The organism is Methanoregula sp. (genome assembly GCA_026625165.1).
GTDB lineage: Archaea > Halobacteriota > Methanomicrobia > Methanomicrobiales > Methanospirillaceae > MVRE01.
Genome location: CP112999.1, coordinates 880565 through 902963, shown reverse-complemented (window position 1 = coordinate 902963; position 22399 = coordinate 880565). Strand labels below are relative to the sequence as shown.

Below are 22399 nucleotides of genomic sequence, written 5' to 3'. Positions count from 1 at the left end.
CATGCCCTTTATCACCCATCCCCTTATTAAGCCGGACAGCATCGAATCGCGTGAGTACCAGCTCACGATCGCGATGCGGGCCCTTGACGCAAACACGATGGTGATCCTCCCGACCGGTCTTGGCAAGACCGCAGTCGCGCTGCTAGCCGCTGCATCCCGGCTCTACAATGAGAAGGGGAAGGTGCTGATGCTCGCCCCGACAAAACCGCTCGTGGAGCAGCACCTCCGCTTTTTCGAACGTTACCTTTTGGTAAAGAGCCCTGCAGTACCCTCCACCTCTCCGTTTGTCATGTTTACCGGAGAAGCACCCCCTGATGAACGCACTGCTGACTGGGAAAGGGCAACCGTCATCCTTGCAACCCCGCAGGTCGTAAAAAACGACCTCATTGCCGGACGGTACACGCTCCGGGATGTGACACTTCTCATAGTAGACGAATGCCACCGTGCAGTGGGCAATTACGCGTACGTGTTCCTTGCACAGCGCTACCTCTCAACTGCCGGCAAACCGCTCCTCCTTGCAATGACCGCGTCGCCCGGGGGGGCGCAGGAGAAGGTGCAGGAGGTCTGCGCCAACCTCGGGATCGCCCACATCGAGACCCGCACCGAGGACGACCCAGATGTCCGACCTTATGTCTTTGCGCGGGACGTGGAGGTCATCACCATTGACCTTCCTGCGAACCTCAAAGCGGCAATCACAACGATCAACGCCCTCACTGAGGGCCGGCTCGCGATTCTCTCCTCGCTTAACTTCTCCGTCCCTAAAAGGGAGAAGCTCACCATGAAAGCTCTTGGTGCGATCAACGCCCAGATCCAGCAGCGGATCGCAGACCGGGATCCGGCGGCATACTCGGCAGCTTCGGTGTACGCCGAGTGCATGAAATTAAAGCACGCGGTAACGCTTGCAGAATCGCAGGGGAGCGAGGTGCTCAAAGGCTATATTGCAAAACTTGTCGCTGATGGTACTGGTGCGGGAGGCAGCAAGGCGAGCCAGCGCCTTGTCAAAGACCCCTCGTTCCGTGACCTTTTCGAGCGCTCTCTCGCATGGACACAGGAACTCCACCCCAAACCCGAAATTGCGCTCGACCTTATACGCGGGCAGCTTGCAGAGCACCCTGACAGCCGGATCATCCTCTTTGCATCGTACCGGGATACCGTGCAGCTTCTTGTTGACTTCCTCACCAAAAACGGGATCGCATGCGAACGGTTCGTCGGTCAGGCCACTAAGGATGCGGAGAAAGGACTGAGCCAGAAGAAGCAGATCGCAGCGCTGGGACGGTTCCGGGAGGGTGATTTCAAAGTCCTGATTGCCACATCTGTGGGAGAGGAAGGCCTTGATGTCCCCTCGACGGATATGGTGATCTTCTACGAGGCAGTCCCTTCCGAGATCAGATCCATCCAGCGCAAGGGCAGGACCGGCAGGTCGGGTGCAGGCAGGGTCGTCGTGCTCGTGACAAAAGGGACTGCGGACGAAGTGTACCGTTACGTGAGCCAGCAGAAGGAAAGGCAGATGCATAAGAGCATGAGAACGATGAGCAGGATGGCGTCACTGCCGCAGAAACCGGTGGAACCGGAGCAGTCGAACATCGAGGCATTCACGCCGCAGGGCCCGAAGATCATCATTGATGACCGCGAGACCTCATCCAGGGTTGTCGAAGTCTTAAGCAGCATGGGCGCTGCAATCCGGCTCGAACGCCTCGCACATGGCGATTATGTGATCGGCGACCGGATCTTAGTCGAGCGCAAGACCGCGTGGGACTTTGTGGATACGTTGATCAACCGCGACCTGCTGGGGCAGGTGAAGGTGATGGCGGAATCGGTCACCCGCCCGGTACTCATCATCGAGGGCGGTGACCTCTATACCCAGCGCGATATCCACCCTAATGCAATCAAGGGTGTGCTTGCTGCGCTCACGATTGATATGGGAGTATCGCTCCTGTTTACAAAAGACGAGCAGGATACCGCACAGATGATCTTTGTTCTCGCAAAACGCGAGGAGGGCGAGCGGGGCGGGCGTAAAATGCACCCGCACAAGTCCCACCGCTCGCTGCGTGATGAGCAGGAATATGTCATCTCAGCGTTCCCGGAGATCGGGTTAAAAAACGCACGCCTTCTCCTCGCGCATTTCGGATCGGTGCAGGCAATTGCAAACGCGGAACTCGCGGATATGGTCGCAATAAAAGGGATAGGAGAAAAGACCTCGCAGAAGATCTTTGACCTCTGCCGCCGCTCCTACAACTGACAGAGTATCCGGAGCGCTTCAGTCCCCGCCTTCACCGAGTTCATCAGGGTGAGGATATGATCGGGGTCCTCTTCTTTCTGTATCCGCTCACAGAGCGAGAGGATGGTCATCGCGAGTTCATCGGCAAGCATGCCGCCTTCACACGACTCATCGCCATGATCTTCGCCGCAAACGCATGAAGGGCTCTGTCCGGGGGCAGGTGCCGGTTCATCCGCCGGTTTTTTTCCTTCCTGCACGGCACGCTCGCTCTCCGCACAGACAACACAGAAGGTCCTGCCCTTGACTTCAAACATCGGGCAGCCGCACTTCCTGCAGGACTTTTCGAGCATCTTGCCTCCCTTGAGAAGATATTCTGCCATGATCTCGTCTTCTTTTCTTGCTGCCAAAAGCGATCACCGTCGCATCAATATTTAACCTATATATGGAGGTTCTGCATATTAACTACAGGTACGAGGTGTGGCACGATGCCGAACCCACAGAAAACGATTGAAAACTGTACCCTGATGCTGCAGCACATCATGGATGACAGCACTATCCCGAGAAATATCCGGCGCGTGGCAGATGAGACCCGGCAGTTGCTGACTAATGATTCCAAGGAACTGGGCTTGCGTGCGGCTGAAGCAATCTCAAAAATAGACGAGATCTCAAACGATCCCAACATGCCGGTCCATGCGAGGACACGGATCTGGGAACTGGTTTCCCAGCTGGAAACGATCCCGCTGGACTAAAAAACCCCTCTTATCCAGTCCACTCTTTTTTTCCGGTAATTCTTCTGGTTTTCTGTTCTTAAAAAAACCTCATTCAGCCTGACTGTTGCATAACTTTTTTATGGTAGTGACACTTGGGGAAATTTTCCTGCGGCTACGGTATAAAGATTAAATAAGAGTACCATTAAAAGGCTGAATGATGATAATATCATGAGAATAAAATCGTACCGTATACAACAGGGGTTTTTTAATGTCCTCAATCCTGATTGTTGATGATGATCTGGATATTGCCAACATTTTCAAGATCTTCTTATCACGCGACGGTCATATGGCAGTCACTGCATCGGACGGAAAGGTCTGCCTTGAAAAAGTCCAGCAATGCAAATTTGACCTTATCCTTCTTGATATCATGATGGCCCCAATGGACGGGTGGGAGACGCTTGAGAACATCAAGGCAGATCCAAAAACCCATGGAATTCCCGTTATTATGGTCACCGGAAAGCCCCTTGAAGAGCATGAGCGTGCAAAATACGGGGACCTCTTTTACCAGTATCTTATGAAGCCGGTGCGCAGGACGGAATTATGCGACATCGTTAAGGGTGCTTTGAAAAACAATTAAAGTCATCCTTTCCCGCCCAAACATTTTCCCTTTTTCCTCCACAATTTTTCTTACCGCTTCCCGCTGATACTCAGCCGGCAGGAAATCCCGGCAAGGATCGCGGAAGTGATCTCTTCGCGCCGGACAATGTCCCGTACCCAGAACCGGATGCTGATGGTGTTTCCCTGCGGCACGATGCCGGTGAAAAGCACCCTTGGGTTGTGCTTTTCAGGATCTGCTTTCTTCTGCCCTGTGTATCCCTGGAAGAAGAACGATGACCTCATACCGGCAGTGCCCGGCGCCTCAGTTATTGTGCCGTTTCCAAGGACCCCCTCATGGTCTTTAAGCACCGCGAGGATCGTTTCCTGTGCATCATTAAAAGGTATATCAAACGGGATCGTGATATTCAGCGGGACTTCAATAAATCCTGACTTGGAGTAATTCACGATCTTTGAAGATAGCAGGTTGGCATTCGGGACAAGAAATACCCTGCCATCGCGGTCTTTGAGGATGGTTCTGGTGAAGGTAAGGTCCTTGACCTGCGCGATGCCGGTTGTGGGATCGCCGCCCAGTTCAACCCAGTCGTCAAGCCGGACAGTCCGGTTGATCGCCATCAGGATACCGGCAAGGAGGTTGGAGATGATCTGCTGGGAAGCAAACGCAAGCGCAATGGAGATGATTCCCAGTGAAGCGATAGTTGCGTTGATGTCAAAACCTAGTATCGTGAGATCGATGATATAGAGCCCGAGCACGAAAACAATATACCCGGCAATGCGTGCCGACCAGCGGGCGACGGACCGGGAGGTGTAGAGCAGAAGGACGGTTTTTGTCCCTTTGTAGCACAGGTAGGATACAAAGATGACAGCCGCCAGTGCGAGCAGAAATACAAGGATGGATCCGATCGTCACCGTACCGATCAGGAACTGAGGATCAGCCATGTATTATAAATTGGGCGTGCATCATCAAAAACCTAAGGCTGGAGGGGGCGTTATGGATATCATGTTCCTAAAAAAAAGAGCATGATAAAAAGATATGGGGGTCACATGTCATGCTGCTACCTGCTCAGTACATCCTGCACAAAAGCCCCGATGTGGTCGATCGCTTCCATACCTTCGGGCACATGATCAGCATACACCTGCCAGCAGTGGAACATCTGCTGCCAGATCTCAAACCGTACCGGCACCCCTGCCCACCGCGCCTTTTTGACAAGCGTGACGATCCCGTCAAACAACAGCTCGTGTGTCCCTGCCTGGATATACAGCAGCGGGAGCCCGGCAAGATCGGCATGGACCGGCGATGCAAGTGGATCGGCAGGGTCATGCCCCGCGAGGTACGTTGTGCGGATGCTGTGAAGGCGTGGAGGGGTGATCGAATCGATATCCGCGTTCTTCCCGACAGATTTACCTCCAAACAGCATATCGATCACAGGCGACATGCACACAGCTGCCCGCGGGAGGGTGATTGCATTGTTGCGGGCGGAAAGGAGGAGGTCGAGCACCAGAGTCCCGCCTGCCGAGATGCCAACCGGAACAATCCGGTGCGGGGGGTACCCGTGGGAGATGAGCCAGCGATATGCAGCGACTGCATCCTCGACTGCAGCGGGAAAGAGATATTCCGGCGCAAGCCTGTAATCGACCGAGAATACCCGGGCTTTCGCCGCCCGTGCGATCCGGATGCAGAGCCCGAGGTGGTCGTGGGTGGAACCGACGGTAAAACCGCCTCCATGGAAAAACAGGACGGTGCGGTCCGGAACCGATTCCTCAACCGAGATCCAGAAACCCTGCACGCCACCTTCACCGATCATCACCCTTTCCAAAAACGGCGGTTCGCCTGCCTCTGCCTGCATCTCTTCGTAAAATGCAGAGTACTCCCGGCGCATCACGGATACCGGTTTTGCCAGATCGGGTGCATTGGACCTGATGACGTCAAGGAGTCCGTCGTATGGGTGCTGATCCATCGTATTCGTATGTGAGGTTATTGTACAGGGGGATAATAAAGGGTTCACCTGTGCTTGTGGCACTGGTCTGTATATGGATGCAACATGGTGACCCGATATTCTATCCTGCAACGCTTTTTGGTAAAGAGTACAAAATCAAAAAAATTACCAGGAAAAATTCGCCCGCGGGCAACCATCGCAGGGCACCCGGTAAATGGTTTTATAACCAAACAGTTCATAATGAAAATAATTAAGTAAAAAAACTAATAATAAAACCCAATCTTGAACGGGAAAGATACCATGACACAGGATATCCATGACCGGGCTGCCGAATACCTCCTTGCCCTGATGCCGTTTTATCATAAGCACATCATGAAAACAGGATATGGTATCACCGGCATGCAGGCGGCGCAGTACCGGGTTCTGGGCGTGCTGATGAAGGCGGGGACGCTCCCCGTGTCCGAGATCGGGCGGCGCCTGTATATCTCTAAACCATATATGACGGCGCTCATCGATACGTTAATCCAGGACGGACTGGTGGAGCGCCAACCTGACCTGACAGACCGGCGCGTGATCAACATTTCCATCACAGATGAGGGAAAAAAGCACCTGCGGCAATCAGTTACCCTGTATAAAAACGACCTGAAAAATCTCCTCTCGAATCTCGATGAGCCAGACCTTGCAGAACTCTGCTCCTCGCTTGAATCCTTAAGAACAATCCTTGGGAAGATCCCGTGAGCCCTGCCCATATGCCACCGATGCAAAAAGACCGGAATACCGGAAATCCATTCCCTGTCATTGGGAATAGAGGTGGAGAAAATGTCTGTCTGACCCCGGGCAACAGGAGCATCATCCGGATCGATCATATAACGAAGGTCTTCAACGGTAATCGCACGGTGCGGGCGGTCGACGACGTGACCTTTGATGTACAGCGGGGAGAAATATTCGGTCTGCTCGGCCCCAACGGGGCAGGAAAGAGCACCCTGATACGGATCCTGACCACACTGCTCCAGCCGACTGCAGGGACTGCCTGCGTAGACGAGTTTGACATCGTCCGGGACCCTGAAAAGATCAGGGCGATCATCGGGGTCTGCCCCCAGAACAGCACGCTGGATGTCGAACTCACCGCGTATGACAACCTTGAATTTTACGGAAAACTCGTTAACGTCGAAGACCGTTTCCTCGATGACAGGATCTGGGAGCTGCTCAAAATGGCAGACCTTGCAGATCGCGCCCATTCAAAGGTCAGTACATTCTCCGGCGGAATGCGGCGGAAGCTTGAGATCGTCAGGGCTTTTATCCACCATCCCCTCATCCTGTTCCTTGATGAACCGACAATCGGCCTTGACCCCGAATCACGGAGGGAGGTCTGGCAGCAGATCTCCATGCTCAACGAGGAGAACACGACGATCATCCTGACCACGCATTACATGGACGAGGCAGAAAAACTCTGCCGGCGCATCGCCTTTGTGGACAAGGGGCGCCTCGTGGCACTGGATAATCTTGAGAACCTCAAACGCCTGATACCTGAAGGCGACCTGATCGAGATTGGGTTTGATACAATTGACGAGGGGGTCCTGTCAGCAATACGGCAGACAAACCTGATCAACTCGGTTGAAGTAAAGGAAAAACACCTTCATATCTCGGCAAAGAACGGGAGCAGGGTATTGCCTGCGATTGTCGCAATATTTGAAAAATTCTCTATTCCTATGACCTCCATCTCGATACGTTCTCCTTCGCTCGAAGATGTCTTCATTTATATCACCGGCAGAAAACTGGATGAAGGCGGGAACGGGGCTGCCCGGCTGCCAGTCAGGGGGCGTACCCCATGATCCGCGGTGCGATTGCAATCTTCAAACGGGACTTCAAGAAATTCCTCGGCAACCCGTTTGTCCTTATCTTCACCCTCCTGATGCCCATCATGTATCTCGTGATCTTTGGCAATGCGATGGGAGGGACGATCACCCACGTGCCCATAGCGGTTGTTCAGGAGGGGCCCCCGTTTACCGAGACCCCCCTTTATAGATCATCGGTTGTGGATCTGGGCCATTTCCAGCAGGCAAAAGACCAGGGTCGGCTCTTCGATGTCACGGTGTATACAGATGAAGGGGCAGCCAAAAAGGCGCTCGCCGGGGGACAGGTCACCGGTGTCGTGGTGTTCCCTTCAGAAATATCCAGCGACCATGCAGTCCGGCTGTATGTGGACAGCTCGGACTATATGACCCCTTCCCTTGTCGAAGCCGGTGTACAGGCGGTGCTCTCAAAGTCCGGCGCGAGAAACCCGGTGGCGGTCAATAAAATTTACGGGGACATTAAGTACATCCAGTTTTTTGGTGTGGGCGTCATCGTCATGGCAATCTTCATGACCACGATGATGGGCGGCGGTATTGCGCTGATCAAGGACCGCGAGATGGGCATTCACGAGGGCTATCTGGTCACTCCAGTCAAGCGTTCCAGCATTATCTTCGGCATGATATCAAGCGGTACTGTCAGGGCGTTTCTTGCGGGGTTGATAATTTTTGTTGTGGGCGTCCTCATAACCGGAGTCATTATCAGGAGCCTCTGGGACATATTTCTAGTCCTTGTCGTAATCTTTATCGCAAGTCTCGGGGTGACCAGCCTCATGGTATCCATTGCTTCGCGGTTCTCCAACCAGCAGGAGTACGCATCCATCACGGCATTTTTTAACCTGATCCTTTTCATGACCTCCGGGGCATTTTACCCGGTACGGGGGATGCCGGACTGGCTGCGCTGGATAACGGTTATTAATCCCGAGTACTATTCTGTGGACGCACTGAGGAGCATTATTCTGAGGGGGCAGGGTCTGGATGTCGTGGCATTCGATCTTGTCGCACTCCTTGTGTTTTCCATAGCTGCAATAACGCTGGGAATCACAACCTACCGGCGGACACTTGAATGATTGAGCCCCGTTTACCAATTTTTACTTTTTTTGGTAAAATTAAAATAAAATTTTTAAAAATGCCATTTATTGCACATTCCATATCTCTGCAGAGGGTATCCCCATTACAGGATCCCCGATAATTCCGTCAGGAAACGTGCTGATGTGAAATACAGGCGGGCATATCATGGATCAAAAGATGACTTACATGCCCGGGATTGTCTGAAGTACACTGACTGATAAAAATTATTATCACGGGAAAAAGGGAATTTCTTTTAATTTATGACGGTAGGTATCCCTGTTTATATCCCGTGGTTTTTCACCATATTCTGGTCTGGTCCATCACTTTGGCAACATAGGAACGGATGAAGGGATCCTCATCCGCATCAGAGAACCGGTCCTTAAGCCCTTCAATTGCACTATAGGTCCGGATTACAGCAAGTGCTACTGCAGCACACTGGCGGGTTACCGGCTGTTCATTCTTATCCTTCATGCGCTCGATCAGAACATGCACCGAACGACCACTCCTGATCTTTAAGAGCGCATCAGTCGCATGCCTCCGGATCTCCGGGTCTTCATCCCTGCAACAGTCCATAAGGGCGAGCACCCCCCGGGGGTCTCCGCTCTCCCCAAGTGCTATGACCGCCCCGATCCTGTCATTTTGGAGCGTCTCACCCCTTGATTTTTTGATGAGATGGTAGATCCTGCCTTCTTCAGGCAGGCATCCGGGCCATTCACCAACCGATTGTTCCATACACATATCCATGATCTTTTCACCGAAATATTCGTCAGAATTTTATACCGGTTTTGCCAGTTATGCCGGCAAATTGTTTAAAAATTATACGACGAAAAATGGCTTCCGCTTACCAAGAACGGCATGTGCCTGCCCGACACCTCTGGTCATTTCCCTGAGGCAGTACATCAGATTATTGTCTGTGTTCCAATTATTAATAATTAATCATGATAGATCAAGCCTGCAACCGGAGAACGGCAGTTTAAAGAACACTCCCCGACCTGCTCAAACCGGCCCGGTGCCTGATTAACCGGATCAGATAGTTTGATAATCCGGTTTCGCAAGAATGGACTGTATGCATCCGATCGCAAGCAGCAAGAAGATGGAGAACGGCATTGTCGTGTTCTGGCATGAGAAGGATGAGAAAAAATTCGATTCGTTTAATTTCTCAGAACTCATCGACATGAAAATCAACGCGCTCGACCTGCTGGACAAGCCGAAGTCGTACAGCATTGATGTTGAAAAGCACAAGCTCATCGTGAAAAAATGATGTTACTGGTCTGAAAAATCAGAACCATTAGTCCCGCAACCCTTGTCCCGGCATCCTGACCTTTTTTATCTTTTCGTTCATGAAAGCAGGATTTGAATAAGGGTATCATGATGAAAAGAAACCCGGGAAAAATTATTCCTGATTTTAATTCCTAGTTAATTTCCCTACGGGTTTTGATTCCCCTGTCCACTTACTGTGCCTGAGCCGGCTCTTTCCGAATCCAAGTCTTTCGATGGAAATTTCTCTGCAGATAACCTTTAAAACCCTGCGGGGGCGATGATTTTATCAAAAACACGGATTTGACGGCTGATTTATATCAGATCATGGGCAACGTGGATGGGGGACGCCATGATCAACGATACATTTGCGATCCTGATGGTTATCTCACTTGGCGCAATGGCGGGAACTGCGATCGGTCTTTTTTTAGGGTTTGTATTCAAAACCCAGAAAAGCGAGTGGTCGGCAATGACCGGATCACAAAAAGCAATAAATATCTCCCTTGTATTTGTATGCTCGGCGATCTGTATTGCCGGGCTTGCATGGTATTCTCTGCAGATACCACTGGTGTAATCTGTTCAGGTCAGAATCGAATCATCAAATCGGATCATTAAAAAGAGGGGGGGGGCAGCCGGGCCGGTTACACCGTCGTTGTTGGCACCGCAGACGGTATTTTGTATACGAGGACATTGTTTGATTTGTCCATCAGGGTCAATTGGTCAACGTTTACCGAGTATGCGATAGTACCCCGTCCCCGGAGCCGGGTCAATAGGCAAGCAACTGAAAATTGTTTCAGATCGTTTTTTTCTTAAGCTTCCGCCTGACACGCTCTGCTCTATCATAGAGCCAGAGCACGCCCTTGACTAGCATTATTTTAAGACATAAGGCCCGTCCCTCCATCTCGCGGGACACCTGCCTCATGAGCAAAGGGACAGGCAGGTGCTGGGGGCAGATCTTCTCGCATTTCCCGCACTGCCGGCATAGCCCTGCATAGGACCTGTCCCCGAGAACCCCTCCATGCCTCCCTATGTACAGGAATTTTGCGGTACGGTCATGGGGAAACAGGTAATGGGTATTGTAAAGTGCAAAACAGCCAGGGATATCGACTCCGGACGGGCAGGGCATGCAATAACCACAGCCGGTGCAGCCGACCTTCATCAGCTGCCGGTAGGTGTCCCTCACCCGGGCGATCAGCGCTGATTCTTCAGGGGAGAGAGAGTCCGGAAATGCTGATGCTGCAGCTTTAAGGTTTTCTTCGATATGAGCTTCGTTGTTCATACCTGAAAGGACGACTGTGACTTCGGGATGATTCCACACCCATCGCAGCCCCCATTCCGCAGGTGAACGCTTCACAGGTGCCCGGCCCCAGATCTTTTGTATCTCGTCCGGCACTGGCCCGGCCAGGTTCCCTCCCCGCAGCGGCTCCATGATTATGACCGCAAGGCGTTTTTGTGCCGCGTACTTCAGCCCCTCGGTTCCAGCCTGGTTGTGCTCGTCAAGGTAGTTATACTGGATCTGGCAGAATTCCCAGTCATACGCGTCCACGATCTCTTTTAATGTTGCTGTATCACCATGGAAGGAAAAGCCCGTGTTCTTTATCCTCCCGTCTTTTTTTGCAGTATCGAGGAATTCCATTACCCCGAGACTTTTAAGTCTCTCCCAAGCCTCTTTTGAGAGGCTGTGGAGCAGGTAATAATCGATATGATCTGTATTGAGAGTCCGGAGTTGCGAGTTAAGGATCCGGTCCATATCCGCTCTCGTCTGAACCGACCATGGGGGGAGTTTTGTCGCAATCCGGACTTTTTCCCGGTACCCGTCGGCAAGGGCTTTGCCCAGCACCTGCTCGCTTTTTCCGAGGTGATACACTGGTGCAGTGTCCATATAGTTGACCCCGTTGTCTATCGCAGAGCGGATCTGCCGTATCGCACGCTGCTCATCCACGCCGCCGGTCTTTGTTGAGGGCAGGCGCATGCAGCCAAAGCCAAGAACCGAAAGGCTGTCGCCGGTTTTGGGGACGGTACGGTATAACATGATCACCACACAAGGGAAAGACGATATATCCCGTCATAATGTTGGAGGACAAGGTATTCAATTCTTGGAGAGCTGCAGTTCCCCACACCCGCAGATTTTTCATTTCCTGATACAAACTGACGGGTATGACCATTGAATCAGATGCAGTCAGATCGGTCGCGGGCCTGATGGCCCTTGCGGCACGGACAGCACCAAAAGCTGTCGGCCGCGACTCAATTAAGATCGAAGTCCTGACCGGAAAGGAGCAGGCAAAACTTGGGGATGAGATTATCAGGATAGGAAAGGCAATTGGCCTTGACTTCTTCCGGATCAACGGGGAGAAAATAAAAGAAAGCGATGCCACTATCCTGATCGGGGTCGAAGGAAAAAAAGGGCTCGGCATCAACTGCGGCGGGTGCGGGTATCCCACCTGCGTTGAAATGGCAAAGGTTGCAAAAGCAAAAAAGGCAAAGACGCTCTACCAAGGGCTCAACTGCGTCATGAAGATCTCGGACCTTGGCATCGCGGTCGGTTCTGCGGTCAAAACTGCATCCATCCACAACGTGGACAACCGGGTCATGTTCACCGCCGGTGTTGCAGCGCTTGCGCAGGGGCGGCTTGCAGGGTGCAGCGTCGCATACGGGATACCCCTCAAGGCTTCAGGAAAAAACATATTCTTTGATCTGCTTTTAAGGCACTGAGGTGTCTTAAAAGCACTGAGGTGCGTAAGCACCGGTGTACCGATAAGGCATTGAGGTACATAAGTACCGAGGGGTTCCGGCAGGAGATGGAAACCCACCATGATATTCCTGAACAAAACGAGATTAAAAAAGTGCTGCGGGACAGGCTAGGCGCAACCAGAAGAAAACTCGAAGGATAGCGGTGTTGACCTTCTCATACTCGTGGTTCAAAAGGAACCGCTTCGGAATCGGAGAGGTTTATCAAAACCTTGACGAGGAAAATCGGAGAGGTTTATCAAAACCTTGACGAGGAAAATCGGAGAGGTTTATCAAAACCTTGACGAGGAAAATCGGAGAGGTTTGTCTAAACCTCAATAATGGGAAGGGAGGCGTAAGCCGAACCTTCGATCAAAAACAAAACAAAGAGGAAAGAACAACTGGCAAGATACTTATTTTTTGAATTACTATGTTGAGTTAAAAGGGGACGGGACCGCAATGGTATTTATCGACCTCGGAAGAACGGAGCAGGAAAAAGACCGGCTCATGGTCCTCGCGATGCTCTGCCTGTGCGCCGGCATCCTCGCGGCCGATGTCCTTGTACCTGCCGGTTTTGTCATCTGGGGACTGTACCTTATCCCGCTCCTCATGTCAATCTGGCTCACCAACCGGTACTCCCCTTTTTTTACGGCCTGGCTGATATCCGGTGCACTCCTTGTCGGGAGCATAATAACAGCCCGCACCAACCAGTCCGATCTCCTGAACCGTGCGGTCTTCATCCTGATGATGGCAGTCGTCGCACTCCTTATATGGGAGATCCGGAGCAACCAGGCAAACCTCGAGCAGGAGGTAGCAGAGCGCCGCATCACGCAGAAACAACTGGAGGATCTGGCCCGTACGCTCGAGAGCCGGGTTGCCGACAGGACCCGCGAACTCTCCGAGGTCAACGAGATACTCAAAAACGATGTCATCGAACGCGGGAAGATCGGCAAGGCGCTGCAGCAGGCAAACCAGAAACTCAACATTCTCTCGTCTGTGACACGGCACGACATCCTGAATAAGCTCATGGCGCTGCTCGCGTTCCTTGAAATCTCAAAAGAGGAGGCAGGAAAGAACCCGGTGATCCTAGAGTATATTGAAAAGGAACTGGAGATTTCCGAAGCTATCCAGCGACAGATCGAGTTCACGAGGTTTTACCAGGACATTGGCGTGAAAGCACCGGAGTGGGAGGATGTTCGTGCCGTAATTAGGAGGGCGGCAGACTCGCTGAAGGCAGGCGGGATCTCCCCTGAAGTTGCATTCTCCGGCCTTGTGATCTATGCCGATCCTCTTATCGAGAAAGTGTTCTACAATCTTATGGAAAACTCTATCCGGCATGGCAAGCATGTCACGACCATGGCATTCTCATGCCGCGAAACACCGGAAGGACTGGTGATCGTGTATACGGACAATGGCGTCGGCATTGCCATGGAAGACAAGGAACGCATCTTTCTTCGGGGATTTGGGAAAAACACCGGGCTTGGGATGTTTTTATCCCGCGAAATCCTCGGGATTACCGGTATCGTGATCCGGGAGACCGGAGAACCGGGGACGGGCGTGCGGTTCGAGATCTCTGTACCATTGGAAAATTACAGGATCACCCCGCAAGCGGCAGGATCGCCGTAAGGGCAGCCTGCCGGACGCGCAGGAGAACTGAACAGGAGCAAAAGAGATCATCCGTTCTTTTTCCCCAGACTTTTTCCCCCAAATCTGCTCATATTTTTTCATCAGATCATCCCCCGCATCCCCATCTCACTCGCGTGGTGTGCCTGTCAATGCAACACTTTCGCCCCGCGCAAGCCTGATGCTTATCCCTCTCAGAACAGCAGGGATCCGGTGCGATGAGGATCGAGATCTCAAACGGGATTGCACTACAGTCCGGCACATTCAATGCGGTGATCGCCCCGGAACATGTCATCATCAAAGCCCTCAACAGCAACGCGGATCTCCAGCGGTTCCTATTCCTCTTTGTGTGTGGCAACTACTCGCGCATCCTCTCCTCCATCAACCGCACCTCGACAAACTTTGAGGTGAGAAGGGCGTTTACCGCCCACCAGCTCTTCACCATTTTAAAAGAAGCGGGGCACACCATCGTATTTGTCGAACATGACCCGACAATGTTTGACGGGGCGGAGGCGATGATCCTCCCGGTTGCCGGCGCACTCAGGGACGTGGGGCGCGAAGCACTCCTGATCCTGTACACGCCCGCCATCGACCGCCCGTTCTCCGCACTGGTGCGCTCGGCAGACCGCATCTTCCATAGTGCGCCATCCGTTGATCCCGCCTGCCACCGGCACCGCAGCGCCCGGTCGTTGCGCTCCGGCTGCCCGCTCCCCCCTGCGCAGAGGACACTGGAGGTGTCGTGACGGGCAGGAGTTTTGCAAGCATCCGGCAGGGGGTGAAGAGCACCGCTGACCGATGGGCACGGTCGTCACGGGCGCTCAAAGAAAAAGACCGGACGTACGGCGAGAAACTCGCCCGGCTCGCACAGAAACATGCAAGCGAGGCATTCTACGGCTGCGACGATCCGCTCGAAGCCGCGGTCTTCTCCGTGCTTGTCGAGCTGATCAAGGAGATGGAGCAGGCAAAGCAGGAACAGACAGAGCAGGAGCAGGCAGGGCGCGATGTGGATCCTTGATTCGGTATACCGGGGCAGCGTTGACCTGTGGTACAAGGACGGTACAATAAAAAAGATACGGCATGAATACGACCCGCCGTTCTACCTGTACCTGCCCGACCCGCACCCGCACCACGGGATGATCGCGGCGCTGGAGAGCGAATACCGTGCAGAGGAGTGCACGTTCAGGACGATTTTTGGCGATCTTGAGGGATACAAAGTCTTTGCCGGGCGTCCTGTAGCAGAAGCGATCGAGCAACAGACGCAATATGATGCGCAGCTATTCAACGTGGACGTGCGTATCGACCAGCGCTTCATGGCAGAACGCGGGATAGTCCCCTGCTGCAAGGAGAACGGGTCGCGCTTCTCCCCGGACATTTCCTGCGACCTGTGCAAAATGGAAATCCGGATCCGCGATGACCCGGTGCGTTCATCCGCATGTTCCGATGCGGATGTTGTCTGCGACGGGCGCACCGGGCACCTGCACGGGACACAGCGCGATCTGCTCGCCGACCTCTTCCTGCTTGTCACCGCGTGCGACCCTGACGTGATCCTCATGCCGGATGCCGACATATGGATGCCGAAACTGCAGCGGCAGGCCCGGGTGCACGGGTTCGATATGCCTTTTTCCCGGAGCGGTAAGTACCGGGCGATGAGCGCACGGTCGTACTGGAGTTACGGCCGGATGGAGCACAAGGAATCGGCGCTCATACCGGATGGCAGGATCCTGATCGACACGGAACAGAGCTTCGTGTACCGGGAGGGAGGGATTGAGGGGGTGCTCATGGCAGCGAGGCTCTCCGGGCTCTCCCCAAACCTTGCATCGCGGTTCACACCGGGCACGCTCATCTCCGGGTACGAGGTGTACGAAGCGGTCAGGCAGGGTATTGCCGTCCCGTTCCGCAAAAGCGATGTGGAGAAAGTGCGGAGGTTCTCCAAACTTAAGGAAGCAGATCGAGGGGGGATGATGTTCCAGCCGGTGCCGGGGGCCTACGGGAACGCAGACGAGATCGACTTCACTTCGCTGTACCCTTCCATCATTGTCCAGTCGAACCTCTCCCCCGAGACCATCGGACACCCGGAACGGCAGGGGTTCCTGCCGGCAGTACTTGCCCCGCTCCTCGCGCTGCGGGTTTCAACAAAACAGTTAAAAAAGCAGGACCCCCGGTATGCCGGCATCGATTCGATCCTCAAATGGATGCTTGTCACATGCTTCGGGTACACCGGCTACAAGAACGCAAAGTTCGGCAGGATCGAGGTGCACGAGGGGATCACCGGCCGGTCCCGCGACATCCTGATGCGCACCAAGGATATCGCGGAGTCCATGGGGTTTTGTGTGCTGCACGGGATTGTTGACTGCCTCTGGGTGCAGGGGTCGCCGGTCGGTGCGCTGAAAGCCCGTGTCGGGCAGGAGACCGGGCTGCTCACGGAGGTCGAACATTTCAACTGGATCGTATTCCTGCCGCAGAATGACGGGTCCGGCTCGTACAACCGGTATTACGGCCGGCTTTCGGACGGGAGCATGAAAGTCCGGGGGATCGCAGCCCGCAGGCACGACACCCCGGAATATATACGGAACATGCAGCGCAGGATGCTTTCCGTGATGTCGGGAGCTGTAACGATCGAAGATCTCAGGGGGATCCATGATCAGGTCAGGGAGATCTACCGGCATGCTGTGCAGGAACTCCCCGGTGCACAGGCACCGGATCTGGCAATCCACCGGCGGATCAGCAGGCTTACGTACGCGCACCGCTGCATCGAAGGTGCTGCGGTGAATGCATACCGGAAGGAGGGCGTTGCAGTCGCACCGGGCTCAAAAGTCAGCTATGTCGTGCGGGATGCGCGGAAGTACCAGGTCGATCCGGCGTGGATCGCCGGATCGTTCGATGTACCGTACTACTGGGATCTGCTGGAGAAAGCCTGGGATGAGATCGTGTATGCGTTTGCCCGAAAAAAGCCTGAAGGAAAACAGGGTGAAGTGGTCATGGAACTGCCTGTAAAAGCGGGATGATCAGCCTGTCTGAAATACTACTTTGTTATTAGAAACCTGTAATCATTACCCGGTCACCGTACACACGACCTCCCTCTCCCGCCCCGCGTTCACGTCCAGTTCAAGGAGCACAACCTGCTGCCATGTCCCGCAGAGTGGTTCTCCGTTCTCTACCGGCACTGTCAGAGATGGGCCGACCAGTGCCGCTTTCACATGGGACCGGCCGTTGCCGTCGCCCCAGCGGGTGTTATGGGCATACTCTGCATCATCTGGAGCGAGCACCGACAGGGCACGGGAGAGATCGGCAAGTACACCTGGCTCAAACTCGATCGTGGTGAGTGCGGCTGTCGAGTGCCTGACAAAGAGGTGGACGAGTCCTTCCTTTACATTGCTCTCCTTTACAACCCGTTTAATATCCGGCGTGAGGTTGATGATCTCCCCTTCGCGCTGTGATGTCACATGGAATGTTTTACGGAACATGAGAAAATATTCACCTTACCGGTATCTCGTCTCCACAATAACAAAACCATTACTGTTTAAAAACCGGCTTTTTAAAAGATCCCTGGTATTACATCAGGAACAGAGATCCATGTTGCACATGTTTTTTTATTTAATATAGTGAACAGATGCTGTAAAATTAAAAAAAATTGTGTTTTAAAAACCCAGTCAGGAATCCTTTTGTTTATCGGCTGTTGGTGCATTTGAACCCACACCCCCGTTGATCTCATCGGCCGGGACGAGCGCAACGCCGACAACACGGTCGCCCTTATCAAGGCGCATGATCCTGACACCCCGGGTGCCGCGCCCTATGATCCGTATCTCATCGACCCGGGTACGGATGACAACCCCTGATGCAGTCATCACGACAATCTCATCGCCCGATGAGACTGCCCGCGACTCGATGACCACAGCATTGTCATCGCGTTCCAGCAGCATGTTTTTCACGCCGAGGGTCCCGCGACCATGCCCGCGGAACTCATCAAACTCCGTCCGCTTGCCAAACCCGACATCAGAGATCGTGAGGAGGTGGTCTTTTTCAAGGAGTGTCACTGCGACAATGGTGTCCTCGCCCCGCAGCTTCATGCCCCTTACGCCCAATGCGGTCCGTGCCACAGTCCGAACCGTCTCTTCATGGAACCTGAGGCTTCGCCCGAACCGCGTCGTCATCACAATCTCCTTGGTCCCGTCAGTCTGGATGACACTTACCAGCTGGTCGTTTTCACGGAGTCTTATCGCATTGGTCCCCACGGACCTCGGGTTACTGAATTCATCCTGTGGGATCTTGATTACCTGCCCGAATTTTGTTGCGAAGAGCAGGTAGTGGTCGTGCCGGAATTCGCGGATCGGGATGACCGTCGTCACCACCTCGTCTTTTAAGTTTAGCAGGTTGACAATAGGTTTGCCTTTTGCAACCCGTGAGCTCTCGGGGATCTGGTAGACCTTGAGCCAGTATACGCGCCCGATATTAGTGAAGCAGAGCAGGTAGTCCTTCATGCCCGCAACAAAGACCGAATCGACAAGGTCCTCTTCCTTGGTTGCCATGCCGGTGATGCCGTGCCCGCCGCGCCTCTGGTTGCGGTAGATGTCAAGGTCAGTACGCTTGATGTAATTTGCCGTCGTAAGCGAGACAAGCACTGTTTTGTCCTCAATCAGGTCCTCGCTGGAGAGGTCGCTTGTGTCAACCTCGATCCGGGTCCTGCGTGCATCTCCGAACTTCGCGGAGATCTCAACAGTTTCGCGCCGGATCTCGTCTTTTATATTGGCTTCGCTGGATAGGATGGTGGTCAGCCGGGTGATCTCTGCCTCAAGCCCCTTCTTCTCGTCCGTGATCTTCTGCTGCTCAAGCGCCGCGAGCCGGCGGAGCTGCATCTGGAGGATCGCGTTTGCCTGCGGCTCGTCAAGCCCGAATTTCACAATAAGGGCATTGCGCGCATTATCGACTGTGTCCGATGCGCGGATCGCGGCGATGACCAAATCGATCTTGGAGAGCGCGACTAAGAGACCATTAAGGATGTGCACCTTTTCCTGTGCCTTTTTCAAATCGAACCCGGATCTTCGCCGGATCACCTCGATACGGTGATGGACGAAGTGGCCGAGCAGGGCATGCAGGTTGAGGATCTTCGGCTGGCCGTCAACAATCGCAAGGTTTGATGCCCAGAAACTGGATTCAAGTGCGGTGTTCTTGTACAGGTTGTTTAAGATGACCGGTGACATCGTGCCCTTGCGAAGCTCGAAGACGACACGTATGCCCTCCTTGTCGGACTCATCACGGATGTCGGAGATGCCGTCGATCTTCTTGTCTTTTACCATCTCGGCGATGGTGGTGATCCACTGCGCCTTGTTCACCTGGTACGGGAGTTCGGTGACAATGATCCGGTCGCCCCGGTTTCCTCCCTCAGCCTCTTCGATATTCGCGACACCACGGACGACCAGTTTGCCCTGCCCGGTGGAGTATATGTTCCGGGCGCCTTCTGTGCCCATCAGGAGACCTCCGGTCGGGAAATCGGGGGCCGGCATGACCTGCATCAGGTCTTCGACGGTGACCTGCGGGTTGTCAAGATACCGGGTCACCGCGGCGCAGACCTCGCGGAGGTTATGGGGCGGCATCTTTGTGGCCATACCGACCGCGATACCGTCCGTCCCGTTGACGAGCAGGTTCGGGATCTTTGCCGGGAGAACCGTGGGTTCCTTCAGCGACTCGTCATAGTTAGGGATGAACTTCACGGTCTCCTTGTCGAGATCCTCAAGAAGCGCTTCGGCATACGGGAAGAGCCTGACCTCGGTGTACCTGCTCGCAGCCGCAGCGTCGCCGTCCACGGAACCGAAGTTGCCCTGCCCCTGCACGAGCATGTGCCGGTACGAGAATGGCTGGGCCATCTTGACGATCGTATCGTAGATGGAGGCATCCCCGTGGGGGTGGTACTTACCCATCACTTCACCAACCACCCTCGCGCTCTTCTTGGTGGGCTTGTCGCTGGTGTTGCCCATCTCCCACATCGCAAAGAGCGACTTGCGGTGAACCGGCTTGAGGCCGTCCCGGACGTCCGGGATTGCCCGGCCGATGATGACACTCATCGCATAGTTGATGTACGAGGTCTTCATCTCGTGCTCGATACTGATCGGCTCGACCCGGTGTGTCAGGGGGCCACTTGCCGGGGGAGTCTTATCAGATGTCAAGGTTGGTCACCTCCTTTGCATGGCGCATGATGAAATTCTTCCGCATCTCCACATCTTTTCCCATCAGGGTCTTGAAGATCTCGTTTGCCTCCATTGCGTCCTCAATGTTGACCTGTTTGAAGACCCGGTGCTCCGGGCTCATTGTCGTATCCCAGAGCTGCTGGGCGTTCATCTCACCAAGACCCTTGTAGCGCTGGATGGAAACGCCTTTGTCACCCATGGCAGCCGAGACCGTCTGCATTTCGTCTTCTGTGTACACGTACTTCTCTTCCTTCCCCTTCGAGATGCGGAACAGGGGGGGCTGGGCGATGTAGATATATCCTGCCTCGATCAGTTTGAGCATGTAACGGTAGAAGAAGGTCAGGAGCAGCGTGCGGATGTGCGCACCGTCCACGTCGGCATCGGTCATGATCACGATGTGGTGGTACCGGGCCCGCTCTGCATCGAATTTCTCGCCGGCGCCGGTGCCGATTGCCGAGATGAGCGTCTGAATCTCGGCGTTCTTGAGGATCTGGTGTTCGCCGGCTTTCTCCACATTGAGGATCTTGCCCCGCAGCGGGAGAATCGCCTGGAACCGGCGGTCACGTCCCTGTTTTGCACTGCCCCCGGCTGAGTCCCCTTCCACGATATAGATCTCGCTCTTTGCCGGGTCGCGCTCCGAGCAATCGGCGAGTTTGCCGGGAAGCCCGCTGCTCTCAAGGGAACTTTTCCGGCGGGCGAGCTCGCGGGCGTTCCGCGCAGCTTCCCGGGCTTTTGCCGCTGACATCGCTTTTTCCACGATGATCTGGAGCACCTTGGGATTTTCGTCAAAGTATTCGGTGAGCGCCGCATACACAAGCGAGTCCACGATCCCTTTTACGTTGCTGTTGCCAAGGCGCATCTTGGTCTGGCCCTCGAACTGGGGGCTTGCCATTTTTACGGAGATAACCGACGTGAGCCCTTCCCGCGTATCCTCGCCACGGATGGTGAGCGCGGAGTTCTCCTTGATGATGCCGTTGCGCTTTGCCATCGCATTGATGGACTTGGTGATCGCGCTGCGGAACCCTTCGAGATGCGTCCCGCCCTCGCGGGTATTGACAGAATTCACGTACGAGTAGATCTTCTCGTCATAGCCCGTGGTGTACTGCATCGCAACCTCGATCTCGATCTTGTTTGCTTCGTCTTTCTTCGTGATATCGATCGGGTCCGGGTGGAGGCAGTCAGCACCCTCGTTTAAGTATTTAACGAATTCGGATAGCCCTCCCGCGTAGCAGTAGGTGGTCCGGTCACCGGAACGGTCATCGTTTATCCTGATAGTGACACCTGCGTTTAAAAACGCCAGCTCCCTGAGCCGGTGTGCAAGCGTATCGTAATCGAACCGTATCGTCTCGAAGATGGTGCTGTCGGGAAGGAACGTGATCCTCGTCCCGGTCATCCGGTACCCGAATTCGGCGAGGAACCGGCGCCGGTTCAGCCGTTCGATCTCATCGGATGTTGAAGGGATCTTCGTGACTTCCTGCTGACCGGGAATATTTTCCTTTGGGGCAGTACGCGTGAACGGGGCAGGGCTGCCGTACCAGTGCTGGTACCGTGAAAGGAGTTCTTCAAGCGTCTCCTCGCGCTGCGAGATTGGCGAGACCGGCTTCCCCTGTGCAAACCGCATGTCATAGATGTTGCCGTCGCGGAAGACACGCGCAGCAAGCGATGCCGAGAGCGCGTTGACTACCGACACGCCGACGCCATGCAGGCCCCCGGAAACCTGGTAGGTCGCCTTGTCGAACTTGCCACCGGCATGAAGGACGGTGAGCACTACTTCGAGGGCTGACTTCCCGTTCTTTTCCATCCGGTCGACAGGTATACCCCGCCCGTTGTCATCCACCGTGATCGAACCGTCGCTGTTGATCACGACCGAGATCAGGGTACAGAACCCTGCGAGCGCTTCATCAATGGAGTTGTCCACTACTTCATAGACAATATGGTGGAGCCCGCGGGTGTCGGTGCTCCCGATGTACATCGCGGGCCGCTCCCGCACCGGTGCAAGCCCCTCGAGTACAGTGATATGGGACGCATCGTACGTATCGTTCAAAGAAAACCTCCTTTAAGAAAATTCTGGCTTTGTTTCAAAAAAGCCGCGCAAATACCTGTGCGTTTCACAATAAATATAGGTTTTAATAGAATAAAACCTTGTTGCACCGACGTAAAATACAGTGTGAAATCAGGGATAATCCGGCATTTTTTCAAAAGCTGCGTT

Annotated in this window: 23 protein-coding genes; 15 read left to right on the top strand and 8 right to left on the bottom strand. The window is 54.1% G+C overall.

Translation table 11 applies throughout. The features are described 5' to 3' along the window. Nucleotide 1: 1 nt before the first annotated feature. Nucleotides 2-2239 carry a DEAD/DEAH box helicase gene (locus tag OS112_04800; GenBank protein ID WAC05954.1) on the top strand — a complete coding sequence of 746 codons (2238 nt, stop codon included), beginning with the start codon at nt 2-4 and terminating at the stop codon, nt 2237-2239. On the opposite strand, the gene OS112_04795 is transcribed toward OS112_04800, so the two are convergent. Continuing rightward, on the bottom strand, nt 2230-2625 hold the full coding sequence (locus OS112_04795; GenBank protein ID WAC05953.1) for a hypothetical protein: 396 nt from the start codon (nt 2623-2625) through the stop codon (nt 2230-2232). The genes OS112_04800 and OS112_04795 overlap by 10 nt on opposite strands. A gap of 78 nt (nt 2626-2703) precedes the next feature. On the opposite strand from OS112_04795, the gene OS112_04790 reads away from it, so the two are divergent. Both OS112_04790 and OS112_04785 read left to right on the top strand, forming a co-directional pair. Next, complete coding sequence (locus OS112_04790; GenBank protein ID WAC05952.1) at nt 2704-2967, top strand: UPF0147 family protein; 264 nt, start codon at nt 2704-2706, stop codon at nt 2965-2967. A 229-nt stretch (nt 2968-3196) separates the two neighbouring features. Then, entirely contained in the window at nt 3197-3565 is a 369-nt protein-coding gene (locus tag OS112_04785; GenBank protein ID WAC05951.1) for a response regulator, read from the top strand. 50 nt (nt 3566-3615) lie between these two features. Here OS112_04785 and OS112_04780 read toward each other — a convergent pair whose 3' ends face one another. After that, the gene (locus OS112_04780) at nt 3616-4482 is read right to left on the bottom strand and encodes a mechanosensitive ion channel (protein ID WAC05950.1); all 867 of its coding nucleotides are present in this window, start codon (nt 4480-4482) and stop codon (nt 3616-3618) included. A gap of 116 nt (nt 4483-4598) precedes the next feature. Next, on the bottom strand, nt 4599-5501 hold the full coding sequence (locus OS112_04775; protein ID WAC05949.1) for an alpha/beta hydrolase: 903 nt from the start codon (nt 5499-5501) through the stop codon (nt 4599-4601). Here OS112_04775 and OS112_04770 point away from each other — a divergent pair. Genes OS112_04770 through OS112_04755 form a run of 4 tightly spaced genes read left to right on the top strand, consistent with a single transcriptional unit; the run spans nt 5486 to nt 8400 of the window. After that, complete coding sequence (locus OS112_04770; GenBank protein WAC05948.1) at nt 5486-5734, top strand: hypothetical protein; 249 nt, start codon at nt 5486-5488, stop codon at nt 5732-5734. The genes OS112_04775 and OS112_04770 overlap by 16 nt on opposite strands. A gap of 28 nt (nt 5735-5762) precedes the next feature. After that, on the top strand, nt 5763-6218 hold the full coding sequence (locus OS112_04765) for a MarR family transcriptional regulator (GenBank protein ID WAC05947.1): 456 nt from the start codon (nt 5763-5765) through the stop codon (nt 6216-6218). Between the two features lie 11 nt (nt 6219-6229). Then, nucleotides 6230-7312, top strand: a complete 1083-nt coding sequence (locus OS112_04760) for an ATP-binding cassette domain-containing protein (protein ID WAC05946.1) — start codon at nt 6230-6232, stop codon at nt 7310-7312. Further along, entirely contained in the window at nt 7309-8400 is a 1092-nt protein-coding gene (locus OS112_04755; protein WAC05945.1) for an ABC transporter permease, read from the top strand. Before OS112_04760 ends, OS112_04755 begins: the two co-directional genes overlap by 4 nt. 298 nt (nt 8401-8698) lie before the next feature. On the opposite strand, the gene OS112_04750 is transcribed toward OS112_04755, so the two are convergent. After that, the gene (locus tag OS112_04750) at nt 8699-9145 is read right to left on the bottom strand and encodes a HEAT repeat domain-containing protein (GenBank protein ID WAC05944.1); all 447 of its coding nucleotides are present in this window, start codon (nt 9143-9145) and stop codon (nt 8699-8701) included. A 322-nt stretch (nt 9146-9467) separates the two neighbouring features. On the opposite strand from OS112_04750, the gene OS112_04745 reads away from it, so the two are divergent. After that, nucleotides 9468-9662 (top strand): hypothetical protein, encoded by a 195-nt coding sequence (locus OS112_04745; GenBank protein ID WAC05943.1) that lies wholly within the window; start codon nt 9468-9470, stop codon nt 9660-9662. A 348-nt stretch (nt 9663-10010) separates the two neighbouring features. Next, a complete protein-coding gene (locus OS112_04740; GenBank protein ID WAC05942.1) occupies nt 10011-10232 on the top strand; it encodes a hypothetical protein in 222 nt (73 codons plus the stop codon). Between the two features lie 219 nt (nt 10233-10451). On the opposite strand, the gene OS112_04735 is transcribed toward OS112_04740, so the two are convergent. Beyond that, complete coding sequence (locus OS112_04735; protein ID WAC06136.1) at nt 10452-11690, bottom strand: aldo/keto reductase; 1239 nt, start codon at nt 11688-11690, stop codon at nt 10452-10454. A 125-nt stretch (nt 11691-11815) separates the two neighbouring features. On the opposite strand from OS112_04735, the gene OS112_04730 reads away from it, so the two are divergent. The 6 genes from OS112_04730 (at nt 11816) to OS112_04705 (ending at nt 17013) form a co-directional block, all read left to right on the top strand. After that, entirely contained in the window at nt 11816-12370 is a 555-nt protein-coding gene (locus OS112_04730) for a DUF2148 domain-containing protein (GenBank protein WAC05941.1), read from the top strand. A 50-nt stretch (nt 12371-12420) separates the two neighbouring features. Then, nucleotides 12421-12549 (top strand): hypothetical protein, encoded by a 129-nt coding sequence (locus OS112_04725; protein WAC05940.1) that lies wholly within the window; start codon nt 12421-12423, stop codon nt 12547-12549. 295 nt (nt 12550-12844) lie between these two features. Further along, entirely contained in the window at nt 12845-14011 is a 1167-nt protein-coding gene (locus tag OS112_04720; protein ID WAC05939.1) for a HAMP domain-containing sensor histidine kinase, read from the top strand. A gap of 215 nt (nt 14012-14226) precedes the next feature. Then, a complete protein-coding gene (locus OS112_04715) occupies nt 14227-14751 on the top strand; it encodes a hypothetical protein (protein ID WAC05938.1) in 525 nt (174 codons plus the stop codon). Continuing rightward, on the top strand, nt 14748-15023 hold the full coding sequence (locus OS112_04710; GenBank protein WAC05937.1) for a hypothetical protein: 276 nt from the start codon (nt 14748-14750) through the stop codon (nt 15021-15023). Before OS112_04715 ends, OS112_04710 begins: the two co-directional genes overlap by 4 nt. Next, nucleotides 15010-17013 carry a type B DNA-directed DNA polymerase gene (locus OS112_04705; protein WAC05936.1) on the top strand — a complete coding sequence of 668 codons (2004 nt, stop codon included), beginning with the start codon at nt 15010-15012 and terminating at the stop codon, nt 17011-17013. The genes OS112_04710 and OS112_04705 overlap by 14 nt, the downstream gene beginning before the upstream one ends. A 45-nt stretch (nt 17014-17058) precedes the next feature. Here OS112_04705 and OS112_04700 read toward each other — a convergent pair whose 3' ends face one another. From OS112_04700 to OS112_04690, 3 genes are all read right to left on the bottom strand, one after another. Next, on the bottom strand, nt 17059-17472 hold the full coding sequence (locus OS112_04700) for a secondary thiamine-phosphate synthase enzyme YjbQ (GenBank protein ID WAC05935.1): 414 nt from the start codon (nt 17470-17472) through the stop codon (nt 17059-17061). A 186-nt stretch (nt 17473-17658) separates the two neighbouring features. Further along, nucleotides 17659-20169: a DNA gyrase subunit A gene (gyrA, locus tag OS112_04695; protein ID WAC05934.1), complete on the bottom strand. Its 2511-nt coding sequence runs from the start codon at nt 20167-20169 to the stop codon at nt 17659-17661. After that, nucleotides 20159-22234: a DNA topoisomerase subunit B gene (locus tag OS112_04690; GenBank protein ID WAC05933.1), complete on the bottom strand. Its 2076-nt coding sequence runs from the start codon at nt 22232-22234 to the stop codon at nt 20159-20161. The genes gyrA and OS112_04690 overlap by 11 nt, the downstream gene beginning before the upstream one ends. Nucleotides 22235-22399: the final 165 nt, after the last annotated feature.